We start from the raw sequence: 11,065 nt of genomic DNA, 5'->3' as shown, positions 1-11,065 counted from the left end.
ATTCAACGTTGTAGCTCAAGCGTATGAACGACAAAGTATCATTGTTACTTCCAACTTACAGTTTGGTCAGTGGAACACCGTGCTGGGGGATAACCGCCTCACAGCGGCGCTCATCGACCGTTTGGTCCACCATGCCCATATCCTGGCCTTTGAAGGGGAGAGCTATCGTTTGCAGAAAGCGCTCTCAGCCATAGCTATTAACCAGTCGGAAGATAAAGATAATAGGATTACGACCACAGCGAACTGAAATCTCCCGATTCGAGGGAGAATAATTACCGAGCGTGATGGCAAACTCTGCATTTTTTGATTGCCGAATTCATCATTTTTTAATTGCCAAACACACTCCGGGAGCTTCGCCGTCTTCAAAAACTGCTGCTCTTTTTTCTTGGCCTTCGCGTTGGAGAACTTCGCCTACTTCCTGGGTGGCCTGCCAGATGGTCATGGAACTTACCCCGGGAGCAAGGTAGCTCAAAATCTCCGCCGCCCGGTCAAAGGGAAGCTCAGTGCTTAGTTTGACAGCCAGTTCTTTTAGGCGAGGGGTAATCGTGGCCCGCTCCGGCCAGCCCAACAGCTCATCCAAAAAGAAGCTGGTTTCCCCGGTTTTCTTGTTTTTGTACAGGCGCCTTTTGTAGGGAAATTCCCCAAAGGTGCTGATGGCTGTTTTTTCCCGAAACCCAACCACCCTCCAGGTGCTCCGGTCACGTTCATTCATCAGGCGGGTATCGAGCTGTTCCAGTGCCCAGGTGAATATTTGGTTGCTGACTTTCTGACAAAGCTCGTGGATACCTTTTTCAAGTTCATAGAAGTCCTTGCAACTACCAAGTAATTCAATCAGACCCTTAACGAAAAGAAGGACTGCACCCACTATTTGGCGAATATTTAGCATGAGACCTCACACTCCTTTAGCTTGATTTTTGGTGTTTTTTGGGCGCGTGAGGTCTCATTTCTTTTTAAGGGGGCTGATCCCCTTCTGGTGCCTACTGAAATTTTACACGGCCAATTAGTTTTACAGTGTGGGGAACAAGAGCAATCCAGATCCCAGCCCAAACCTCCGCATGGTACGAAGAAACCTGCTCTGAACCACCCGTGGCGGCGGACCCCACGGTTGCCCGCATTAGAAAGGGTGGGCATTCCTTTCCTCCTGCCCACCCGGCAGTTACATGTAAAGAGAGGAGAAAAACCCACCCGATGAAATTATACCAGCAATTAAAGGTCGTGAAATTCCCCCAGCGGCTGTCTAAACCGTAATGTTCCTTCTGCCAAGATCCATGAGATGATCAAGTAAGCCGGTAGGATTGTCTTGGTTGTGAAAGATCGTAGTATTGCCTGGAGTAGCTGGTATCAACAAAGTCCTTCAGGACCCCCTGGCCTTGAACCTCATCCAATGCTTGACGGAACAAATTGGCATGAGCTTCTTCCCGGCTAATTAGGAACTTTAGAAAATCCTGAACTGCCGGGTCTTTAGCCTGGCGATACAGCCGTTCGTATACAGCCTTGGCCCGGAATTCAGCCGCAATATTGGATTGCAGGTCAGCAGCTATATCACCAACAGCGTCAACATAAGTGCTGGAGAAGGGTGAACCCATGGAATTGATCCACAAAGGTCCACCTCCACCGAGGAGTTGGAAGGCAAATTCCTCAGGCGAAGCAGTGCTGGTTTGTTCTCCTACAAGGAGCTCTATCATATGAGCTACCATTTCCATGTGGTTCAATTCCTCAGTACCAATATCTAAAAGGAGATCCTTTATCTTTGCATTTTTACATTTAAGACCCTGAATGATATACTGCATCCCAGCAGCCAGCTCGCCGTTTTGCCCAGCCAACTGTTCCATCAACATGCTGGCAAACTTTGGGTCTGGACATGCTACTCTTAATGGATATAAAAATTCGTTTGTTCGATGATAAAACATTGAATAACAGCCTCCTTGGTACTGTTTTTATTATTCTTTTTCGTCAAGGAGGATACTATGCAACAAAGAGTTCTCTCGAGGTCCTTAACCCCCCCCCCCCCCTTGCTGCATACCTTTTAGCAGCTGCTACCCCGAGAAGTTTATAGTGCATGCGTTTCGACGCCACCGGTCGCTGGAGGAGTACTGGCCTATCTGGGAATGGCCACGTACCGGTCCCGGCCGCAAGCCGGGCAGGAAAAGAGATGCACGCAGACGGGCGCTTCAAAGGACAGGTTAAAGTAAGGGCTATAGGGCCCGTAATAATCGGTCACCGGGCCGGCATCCTCCATGGCAGTTCCGCAGGCGCAAGTGTGCCGGCCGGTGTAAATGCCGTTGCAGAGCAGGCAGGTCATCTGAAGCATCCCCTCTCTTTTCAAGTTTTATTTTAGCCCGCTTGGGCGGGCATATTCCCTCTTTATCTGGAAATAATGAGAGGGGAGGTGTCGGCAATGGCTGAGCAGGGAATTTTTCCTGAAATTGACGCTCTTGTAGAAAGATCCAACCAGGCGGCCCGGGAATTTGCCCGCCTGGATCAGGAGGCGGTGGATCACATTGTACTCAATATGGCGCTGGCCGGGCTGGACAAACATATGGAACTGGCTCGCATGGCTGTGGAGGAAACGGGACGCGGTGTTTATGAAGACAAGGCGACCAAAAACATTTTTGCCACGGAGGCGGTTTATCACAGCATTAAATACGCCAAAACCGTAGGAGTCATAAAAGACAACGAGGAAGAGGGGTACCTGGAAGTGGCTGAGCCCGTGGGAGTGGTGGCTGCTGTGGTGCCCGTAACCAATCCCACTTCCACCACCATGTTTAAGTCCCTGATTTGCGCCAAAACCCGGAACCCGGTGATCTTCAGCTTCCATCCAGGAGCTCAGCGCTGCAGCGCCGCGGCGGCCAAGATCATGCTGGAAGCGGCCGTATCTGCCGGGGCCCCCGAAAACTGTATTTCTTGGCTGGAAAACCCCAACTACGACACCACCGGTTATTTAATGCGGCACCCCGGCGTGGCCTTAATTGTGGCCACCGGGGGAGCCGGGCTGGTGCGGGCGGCCTACAGTACCGGGAAGCCAGCCCTTGGCGTGGGGCCAGGAAACGTGCCCTGCTACATTGAAAAGACTGCTAATTTGAGGCGGGCGGTAACCGATCTGATCATGAGCAAGACCTTTGACAACGGTTTAATCTGTGCCTCCGAACAAAGTGTGATCATTGACCGGGAAGTGGCCGACCAGGTTATGGCACTCATGAAGGAAAATGGCTGCTATTTCCTGAATGATGAGGAAACCCGCCTGCTGGAAGCCATAGCCGTGGAACATGGGAGTTGCACTTTAAATCCCCGGGTGGCCGGACAATCGGCCAGGAGGATTGCGGAGATGGCCGGTTTTTCCGTGCTGCCGGACACAAGGGTCCTGGTAGTCCGCCTGGCCGGGGTGGGGCCGGAATACCCCTTGTCCATGGAAAAGTTAAGCCCCATCCTTTCGTGCTATGTCGTGGAAAGTTTTGCTGAAGGGCTAGAGTTATGTGAAAAAGTGGTGGAATTTGGCGGGCTGGGCCATACGGCAGTCATTCATTCCGAAGATCAAAAAGCCATTGAAGAGTTCTCCCGCCGGATTCGCACCGGGCGGATTATCGTTAATTCGCCGGCCACCCACGGGGCCATCGGGGATATCTACAATGTGAACGTGCCTTCCTTTACCCTGGGCTGTGGCTCCATGGGCAGCAATTCCACCACTTCCAACGTCAGTGTGGAAAACCTGATCAACATTAAGCGGGTGGCCAAGCGCCGGGCTAAGTTGCAATGGTTTCGGGTTCCCGAACGGGTCTATTTTGAACCCGGTTCCATACAGTATTTGCGCAAACTTCCCGGAGTGGAGAGGGCCTTTATTGTCACCGACCCGGAGATTAAACGCCTGGGTTTTGTGGACAAGGTGCTTTATCATCTCAACCACCGTAATAACCGGGTGGTTACCGAGGTCTTTTACGAGGTGGAACCGGATCCCTCGGTAGAAACGGTGCGCCGGGGCTGTGCGGTGATGAACAGGTTCCGACCCGACACCATTATTGCCGTGGGAGGGGGTTCAGCCATTGACGCTGCCAAGGCCATGTGGCTTTTTTATGAACACCCGGAAGTGGAGTTTGAGTTTCTCAAACTTAAGTTTATGGATATTCGCAAGCGCACTTACAAATACCCCAAACTGGGGCGCAAGGCGCAGTTGGTGGCCATACCCACCACCAGTGGCACCGGTTCGGAAGTGACGGCCTTTGCCGTCATTACCAACAAAGGCGAGCAGGTGAAATATCCCCTGGCCGATTACGAACTGACACCTGACGTGGCCATTATTGACCCGGATTTTGCCCGCACCATGCCCGATCGGGTGGCGGCCGACACGGGTATGGACGTGCTTACTCACGCCCTGGAGGCCTACGTTTCGGTAATGGCTTCGGATTTTACTGATGCCATGGCGGCCAAGGCCGTAGAACTGGTTTTTCACTACCTGCCCCGTTCTTACCGGGATGCCCGGGACCACAAAGCCCGGGAAAAAATGCACAACGCCTCCTGTATTGCCGGTATGGCTTTTACCAATGCGTTTCTAGGTATCAATCACGCCATGGCCCACCAGTTGGGGGCGGTCTTTAACATTCCTCACGGTCGTGCCAATGCCGTCCTGCTACCCTACGTGGTGGCTTACAATGCCAGCCGGCCGACCAAATTTGTTTCCTTTCCCCAGTACGAATACTTCCACGCCCCGGAGAAATATTGGCAGCTGGCCCGGTTGCTGGATTTACCCGCATCTACGGTGGAAGAGGGGGTGAGGAGCCTCATTGGAGCTATCTTCCGACTGTTAAGGGAGCTGGACATGCCCCTCACCGTGGCGGATCTGGGTATTGAACGGGCAGTATATGAGCGCAGAATTCCCGAAATGGCCGACCGGGCCTTTGCCGATCAGACCACCACCACCAACCCCCGTTTCCCCCTGGTGGCCGAATTGGCCGGCCTTTACCGTCTGGCTTACGGACCCCCGTTGTCCCGGGAAGTAGGTGAGGGGTTGCTGAATTTTTCCCTCCTCGAGGGAAGCGGGAAAGGTATGGACGCCGTGCTGCCTTTCTGGCAAGGAGAACCCACGGAAATAAGGTCGGAAGAACCCCTACAATGATTGTTTTTCCCAGGCACTGCCGGTTTTTTATGGTTGCTATCTACCGGTTGTTCGGTTGAGTTTCCCGGGTGTAGGGCAGGGGGATATACTGTACCGACGGGCGGCGCTGGGCCGGCTGCGGATATAGGTCCATCAGGGCATAGATTTCCGGCGGTAGCTCCGCGCAAACCGGGAGGCCCAGGTCCCGCAGCTGCTCACAGGTAAGGGGGTAATCGTGTGTCCATTGGCCGCTGGTAAGCAAGTGGCTGATCTGGCGGGCTTTTTCCGGGGACATTTTTTCCACCAGCAAACGGTAAACAAAGTCCTCCACCTGGTTCAGGGCCTTAGAAGCAATGTCGGCCAACATCAGGGTACGGTCATCCACCCGTTCCCGGCCTTTGATTTGTACAGCTTCCAGAATAGATGCTGCCGGGAGTTCACCCAGCTGTGGATCTACTGGACCCAGGACGGCGTTTTCATCCATCATAATCTCGTCCGCGGCCAGGGCAATCATGGTCCCCCCGCTCATGGCATAATGAGGAACAAAGACGGTCACTTTAGCTTTGTGTTTCTGTAGCGCCCGGGCAATTTGTTCTGCAGCCAGCACCAGCCCGCCCGGTGTATGCAGAACCAGGTCGATGGGCATGTCGTCGGGTGTCAGGCGAATGGCACGTAAGACAGCTTCCGAGTCCTCCACATTTATGTAGCGGGAAATGGGAATGCCTAATAAACTCAATGACTCCTGGCGGTGGATCAAGGTGATCACCCGGCTACCTCTCTTTTTTTCCAGGCTCCGGATCAGGCGCAGCCGCAATGCTTCCAGGCGGTATTGCCGGGAGGCGGGTAAAAAGGCCAATAGAATAAAAAAAATCCACAACAGGTCTCCAAAGGAAAAGTTCATGCTGTTTTTCACCTCATTTTATTTTGAACTAAAAAGGTTTTTTCTATTGCTCGAATCAATGGCCTGGAGATAGGAATTAATTAACTTTTGCCGCTGCAATTTGCCGCTGGGAGTGCGGGGGATGGCAGGTAGCAGAAGATAACGCCTGGGCTGCCCGTTCCAGGGGATTTCCGGACGGCGGTAGATAAAATTCTTGAGTGCCCCCGGTGACAGTTCGGGGGTAGACGGTACCACATAAGCCACCAGCAGCGGCCGGCCTTTTTTGTCCCATACCAAATCCACGGCTGCATCTTTTACGGCGGGGTGCTGGAACAGCGCTGCTTCAATTAAGCTTAAAAGGGACTGCTCCCGGGTTATTTCCCGGGGAGTGGGACTATTTTTAACCACCTTAAGCATGCAACCACTCCCTCTTGACGTATATCCCTATATACTGAAAATTCGCGAAAAATTGCTCTGATCCTCCTTTGAATTAGTTAAGTTTTGCCAGGCCGTTCCGTCCGGAAACCCCTTTTCCCGTTTTGGAGGGTTGTAACGGGAGTAAATGTCAGGGTGCCGTTGCCGGTACGCTTTGGCGGTTGCCCCTTGCTGCCCCGGGAGCTGGTGTTTGCATTAATGGAAATAAGGTTGGGTTTTGCTCCCCAACCCGTTTTCATGGTATTATATGCTGGGGCACAGGGGGGAAGTGCCTGGTCGAGCGGGTTAGGCCCTGTAATTAAATGACCCGACATAGGCCATGGATCATAAAGGGGGAGAAAAGTTGCCTTTCTGGTTAACCGCCCTGGTTACCTGTGTGTTGGATCAGGCTTCCAAGGAACTGATTCAGCGCCTGATGTGGGAGGGGCAATCTGTTCCGGTAATACCGCACATTTTTCATTTAACCTACATACGCAATCCGGGGGCGGCCTTTGGTCTATTTGCCCACCGCACCGGCTTTTTTATCGTGGTTACCCTGCTTGTGGTGGCCGGGGCGCTAGTTGCCGCACTGCGCCTTTCCCCCGGGCGGCACATGCTTCGTTTATCCCTGGGATTGGTCATGGGGGGTGCCCTGGGCAACCTCATAGATCGGGTCCGTTTTGGGCTGGTGGTGGATTTTCTGGACTTTCGGGTATGGCCGGTTTTTAATCTGGCGGATACGGCCATAGTTATCGGGGCTTTTTTGCTGGTCTTTGCGGTCTGGCGGGAGGACCGGGAAAGGGAACGTCAAAGGGTGGGGCCCGATGCAGAAAATTAGTTACCATCGGGTGGGGGAGGAAAATGCCGGGGAACGCCTGGATGTTTTTTTGGCTAAAGAAAATCCGGATCTCTCTCGTTCCCATATTCAGAGATTAATAGCCGAGCAGCAGGTAACGGTAAACGGTGAGCCTGCGCGCTCCAGTTACCGGGTGAAGCCGGGGGACGAGGTGGTGCTGAAGATACCCTTGCCCCGGGAGCTGGAAGTGGTTCCGGAAAACATCCCCCTGGACATCTATTATGAAGATGCGGATGTGGTGGTGGTAAATAAGCCCCGGGGTATGGTGGTACATCCGGCGGAAGGGAATTACAGTGGAACTCTCGTTAACGCACTTTTATTTCATTGCCGGGATCTATCCGGGGTGAACGGTATAATGCGACCCGGTATCGTGCACCGGCTGGATAAGGATACGTCGGGTCTGATTATGGTGGCTAAAAACGATTTTGCCCACCTGGAGCTGGCCCGGCAACTGAAAGACCGCCGGGTTACCAGGCGTTACACTGCCCTGGCCCATGGCAACTTCAAAGAGGACCGCGGTACGGTGGATGCTCCCATCGGCCGTCACTCTCGGGACCGGCAGCGCATGGCCGTGGTAGGTCGGGGGGGACGCCATGCCGTAACCCATTATGAGGTTCGGGAACGTTTCGGCCAGTACACCCTGCTGGAGCTAAAGCTGGAAACCGGCCGCACTCACCAGATCCGGGTCCACATGGCCTACCTGGGACATCCCCTGGTAGGTGATTTAAAATACGGGCCGGCCCGGCCCCACTTCGGACTGCAGGGCCAGTTTTTGCACGCGGCAACACTGGGCTTTCACCACCCCCGGTGGGGAGAATATCTGGAGTTTACCGCTCCGTTGCCCGGGGAACTGGTGGATATCCTTGCCCGGTTGCGGCAGGATTAGTGTTTTAACCAGGCGGCCAGCTCCATAAATAGAGCGGTAATACCGGCAGCCATGAGGGGACCCACAGGCACCCCGCCTAAAAAAACTATGCCAATGATCGAGCCAATCACCAGGCCAAAGATTATCTCCGGCTGCAATTGCAGTAGCTTTAATCCTTCCCCATTAAGGTGGGTGGCCAGTGCCCCGCCAAATAGAGCCAGCAATCCGGGCAGGGAGGTAAGGTTATAAAGCATTTCCCGCTCGCTGATCTTGCCCGTGGCTACGGGTACCAGGATGGAGAGCAAAAGAAACAACAGGCCCAGCTCCAAACCGCGCCTTTCCAGCAGGGGGAAGATAAAATTCAGGTTGGCGAGTTTGATGATGAGCAAAACACAGGCTGCCATGGCAATGAGATTGGAGCGAGCGACAATCCCGATCAACAACAGCGCGACCAATAGGGTGAGTCCGGGCATGGCCTTCCCCTCTCTAACTTTCCTTGGTTTAAAATATGTACGAGCCATGGTCAATATTACCAGTAAGAGGCAAAGCCGCCTTAAGGCGGCTTGCTTTTCACCCGGACCGCTGTCGGTGCTTTTCCGAATAGACACCGGGATACACGGTTTGGTCTTTCCCTTTAAATATTTAGCCGTTATTTAGACATAGATGCGTTCTAGAGTAGATTTGAGGGTGTCGGCCCGGAGACCAACCCTCAGGGCTTCCAGGGCCAGGACCTCGTGGGGAGGGATGTTGCCGAGGTTGACATTAGGGCCGAAACGAAGGATTAATTCTTCCTGCTGGTTCTTGCGCGGCGCTTCCCAAATCAGCACGCGGGGATCGCCGATGCCGCAAAGCAATTCCTCCAGTTCCTCTTGGATGAACCGCCCCTGGTCATCATAAAGACCTACGTTGATACCTGATTCCCGGCCTTCCAGGATAACCCGGTAGGCCCCGTGTTGGAGATCCCGGCGGATCTCCTCTACTAAATGCTGGACCGGGTGGTGCTTTCCATTTTTTTTGCCCACTTCCGTTAATACCTTGAAACCCAGCTCGGCCGCCCGGGCAATGGCTTTTTCCCTAATCTCGGGTGGAAGGGTGATCGTTCCGTCAGATACTTCGATAGCTGTAAAGCCAATGCTCTTGGCCAGGTACAAGTACTCCTCAATTTTTTCCTGTAGTATGGCCACCTCAAAGAACGTTCCCCCGGGATAGATATCTATGCCGAAGGACTTGATGATATGAACTTTTTCCTCTAACACCTCCGGAGCATATAAAGCAGGAGTACCGAAGCCCAGCTTAAAAAAATCGATGTATTGGCCGCATACATGCAAGATATCCTTTGTTTCCACCAGGCCCAGGCCCTTGTCAATGATCATGGTCAAGCCCTGCTGCCGCGGTTTTTCCAATCTTTTGCCCAGGGGGAAGCTAAGGAATGCCTGCCATGTCCGGGTACCCTCCTGTTCGCTCATACTCTCAAGCTCCTTTCGGGGATGGCAATGCACCTGTTTATGCAGGTGCCTTGTCGGACACCTCCTTCCCGGGTCTCCCGAAAGGTTAGCCATATATAGAAATATTACCGCGGGGAGGGAAAGGTTACCCTGGTAAAAATGGCAATTGAATCTAACGGAATCATGTTCCCTGTTCATCCGGAGGATTCCAGGGCTTACGCGCGGCCAGGCCGAAGGCCGGTTGAAGGGTATAAGGAGTAAGGCGATTTTTTTCTTCCGGTGCGGTGGGAGCTTTCATGTCTTTTACCCGGATAAGAAAGGCCGCCAGTAGGGCAGCAACCCCCGCGAGGGCTCCCGTGCTCCAGAACATGAGGGACAGGCCGTAACCCATTAAAAGGCCAAAAAGGGGAGGGCCAAAGGCTACTCCTACAAACCGCACACCGCCATACAGAGAGGTGACTAGACCCCGCCTTTCCGTGGCCGTGGAGCTGGTAATAATGGTGTTTAGACAGGGAAGGGTTAGTCCGGTACCGATGCCGGCCAAGGAAATAGCAATAAAAAAGAGATAGGTGGTGCGATAAAAACCCATCATGGTTAAAGCCCCGCCAATCAGAGCCAGACCTACCACCACCAGCCATTTCATTAATGCCAGGCGCTTTTTGATGATCCGGCCGGTGAGATAAGAAGTTGTACTCATAAATAATACCGGTATAGCCAGGGCCCCGCCCTTGCGCACCCCATTTAGCCGGAAAACCGTTTCTAAGTGTTCGGAGAGAAAAAATAATACTCCGAAGAGAATGAGTAACGCTACGGCCCCGCCCAGAAAAGAAGTGAGTAGCATAGCGGATTTTTTCTCAAAAATCCGGGCGATGGACTTCAGATATTCATTTACACTTTGTGCCTGCCGGTTGCTTTCCGGTTCCTTAACCAGGAACCATACTCCCAATACCACGGGGATAATCACCAGAGGAAAAAAAAGAAATGTGGCATACCAGGTGATGAGGCCCAGCAGGGCACCCAAAACAGGGCTTACCACCTTGCCCAGACCGTTGGCCGCCTCGATGATACCCAGGGCAGTGCCCCGCTGCTTGCCGGTGAAGAGATCCCCGGTAAGGGCCATGGCAATGGGTGCTGTCCCTGCTGCGCCGATGCCCTGCAAAATGCGCCCTCCGAGAATGGCCGGGTAGGCCAGGCTTTTCAAGAAAATTGCCGCCAGTCCGGCCACTATGCCTCCCAGGCCGTAAAGGATTAGTGCCGGCACAATTACTTTTTTACGGCTAAAACGATCGGACAGAAAACCGGCCAACGGAATAACAATCCCGGCAGGGATGGAAAAGAGGGTAATCAACAGGCTAACCTTAAACTGGGTGAGGTTCAGTGCTGCCTTGATGGCGGGTAGTACCGGGATGAGCATGGAATTACCTAAAACCATAATAAAGGGCACCCCGCTTAAGGCAGCCAGCACCAGGGTGCTTTTTTGCGGCTTCATCGGAGATCCCATCCTTTCGCCAAAAGTTTT

11 protein-coding genes and 1 pseudogene are annotated in these 11,065 nt (G+C 53.2%); 4 read left to right on the top strand and 8 right to left on the bottom strand.

What is annotated here, in order from left to right; genetic code table 11:
* The coding region (locus tag BUA65_RS02555; RefSeq protein WP_165613178.1) for an ATP-binding protein at positions 1-247 on the top strand (247 nt) is incomplete at its 5' end.
* A 96-nt stretch (positions 248-343) separates the two neighbouring features.
* On the opposite strand, the pseudogene BUA65_RS02550 reads toward BUA65_RS02555, so the two are convergent.
* The 3 genes and pseudogenes from BUA65_RS02550 to BUA65_RS02540 form a co-directional block, all read right to left on the bottom strand.
* A pseudogene (locus tag BUA65_RS02550) lies at positions 344-886 on the bottom strand (UPF0236 family transposase-like protein); the annotation flags it as partial.
* Positions 887-1,277: 391 nt separating this feature from the next.
* Positions 1,278-1,910: a manganese catalase family protein gene (locus BUA65_RS02545; RefSeq protein WP_072867206.1), complete on the bottom strand. Its 633-nt coding sequence runs from the start codon at positions 1,908-1,910 to the stop codon at positions 1,278-1,280.
* 188 nt (positions 1,911-2,098) lie between these two features.
* The gene (locus BUA65_RS02540; RefSeq protein ID WP_072867205.1) at positions 2,099-2,302 is read right to left on the bottom strand and encodes a hypothetical protein; all 204 of its coding nucleotides are present in this window, start codon (positions 2,300-2,302) and stop codon (positions 2,099-2,101) included.
* 96 nt (positions 2,303-2,398) lie between these two features.
* Here BUA65_RS02540 and adhE point away from each other — a divergent pair, with 96 nt between their 5' ends.
* A complete protein-coding gene (gene adhE / locus BUA65_RS02535; RefSeq protein WP_072867204.1) occupies positions 2,399-5,107 on the top strand; it encodes a bifunctional acetaldehyde-CoA/alcohol dehydrogenase in 2,709 nt (902 codons plus the stop codon).
* A 40-nt stretch (positions 5,108-5,147) separates the two neighbouring features.
* Here the strand turns inward: adhE and BUA65_RS02530 are convergent, their stop codons facing one another.
* Together BUA65_RS02530 and BUA65_RS02525 are read right to left on the bottom strand one after the other, a co-directional pair.
* Positions 5,148-5,987, bottom strand: a complete 840-nt coding sequence (locus BUA65_RS02530; protein WP_072867203.1) for an SDH family Clp fold serine proteinase — start codon at positions 5,985-5,987, stop codon at positions 5,148-5,150.
* Positions 5,988-6,005: 18 nt separating this feature from the next.
* The gene (locus BUA65_RS02525) at positions 6,006-6,383 is read right to left on the bottom strand and encodes an AMP-binding enzyme (RefSeq protein ID WP_072867202.1); all 378 of its coding nucleotides are present in this window, start codon (positions 6,381-6,383) and stop codon (positions 6,006-6,008) included.
* A gap of 361 nt (positions 6,384-6,744) precedes the next feature.
* On the opposite strand from BUA65_RS02525, the gene lspA reads away from it, so the two are divergent.
* Both lspA and BUA65_RS02515 read left to right on the top strand, forming a co-directional pair.
* Positions 6,745-7,218: a signal peptidase II gene (gene lspA / locus BUA65_RS02520; RefSeq protein WP_242656211.1), complete on the top strand. Its 474-nt coding sequence runs from the start codon at positions 6,745-6,747 to the stop codon at positions 7,216-7,218.
* Positions 7,205-8,122: an RluA family pseudouridine synthase gene (locus tag BUA65_RS02515; RefSeq protein WP_072867200.1), complete on the top strand. Its 918-nt coding sequence runs from the start codon at positions 7,205-7,207 to the stop codon at positions 8,120-8,122. The genes lspA and BUA65_RS02515 overlap by 14 nt, the downstream gene beginning before the upstream one ends.
* Here BUA65_RS02515 and BUA65_RS02510 read toward each other — a convergent pair.
* From BUA65_RS02510 to BUA65_RS02495, 3 genes are all read right to left on the bottom strand, one after another.
* Positions 8,119-8,574 carry a DUF441 domain-containing protein gene (locus BUA65_RS02510; protein ID WP_072867199.1) on the bottom strand — a complete coding sequence of 152 codons (456 nt, stop codon included), beginning with the start codon at positions 8,572-8,574 and terminating at the stop codon, positions 8,119-8,121. The genes BUA65_RS02515 and BUA65_RS02510 overlap by 4 nt on opposite strands.
* Before the next feature lie 180 nt (positions 8,575-8,754).
* Complete coding sequence (gene comA / locus BUA65_RS02500) at positions 8,755-9,567, bottom strand: phosphosulfolactate synthase (protein WP_072867197.1); 813 nt, start codon at positions 9,565-9,567, stop codon at positions 8,755-8,757.
* Positions 9,568-9,727: 160 nt separating this feature from the next.
* Positions 9,728-11,035, bottom strand: a complete 1,308-nt coding sequence (locus BUA65_RS02495; RefSeq protein WP_072867196.1) for an MFS transporter — start codon at positions 11,033-11,035, stop codon at positions 9,728-9,730.
* Positions 11,036-11,065 lie beyond the last annotated feature (30 nt).

This window comes from Desulfofundulus thermosubterraneus DSM 16057 (assembly GCF_900142025.1).
GTDB lineage: Bacteria > Bacillota > Desulfotomaculia > Desulfotomaculales > Desulfovirgulaceae > Desulfofundulus > Desulfofundulus thermosubterraneus.
This window is presented reverse-complemented; position numbering and strand designations above follow the sequence as displayed.

Excerpts from the sequence above, each read along its gene's own strand:
- BUA65_RS02545 (WP_072867206.1), bottom strand. The coding sequence starts at position 1,910 with ATGTTTTATCATCGAACAAACGAATTTTTATATCCATTAAGAGTAGCA.
- BUA65_RS02540 (WP_072867205.1), bottom strand. The coding sequence starts at position 2,302 with ATGACCTGCCTGCTCTGCAACGGCATTTACACCGGCCGGCACACTTGC.
- adhE (WP_072867204.1), top strand. The coding sequence starts at position 2,399 with ATGGCTGAGCAGGGAATTTTTCCTGAAATTGACGCTCTTGTAGAAAGA.
- BUA65_RS02530 (WP_072867203.1), bottom strand. The coding sequence starts at position 5,987 with ATGAACTTTTCCTTTGGAGACCTGTTGTGGATTTTTTTTATTCTATTG.
- BUA65_RS02525 (WP_072867202.1), bottom strand. The coding sequence starts at position 6,383 with ATGCTTAAGGTGGTTAAAAATAGTCCCACTCCCCGGGAAATAACCCGG.
- BUA65_RS02515 (WP_072867200.1), top strand. The coding sequence starts at position 7,205 with ATGCAGAAAATTAGTTACCATCGGGTGGGGGAGGAAAATGCCGGGGAA.
- BUA65_RS02510 (WP_072867199.1), bottom strand. The coding sequence starts at position 8,574 with ATGCCCGGACTCACCCTATTGGTCGCGCTGTTGTTGATCGGGATTGTC.
- comA (WP_072867197.1), bottom strand. The coding sequence starts at position 9,567 with ATGAGCGAACAGGAGGGTACCCGGACATGGCAGGCATTCCTTAGCTTC.
- BUA65_RS02495 (WP_072867196.1), bottom strand. The coding sequence starts at position 11,035 with ATGAAGCCGCAAAAAAGCACCCTGGTGCTGGCTGCCTTAAGCGGGGTG.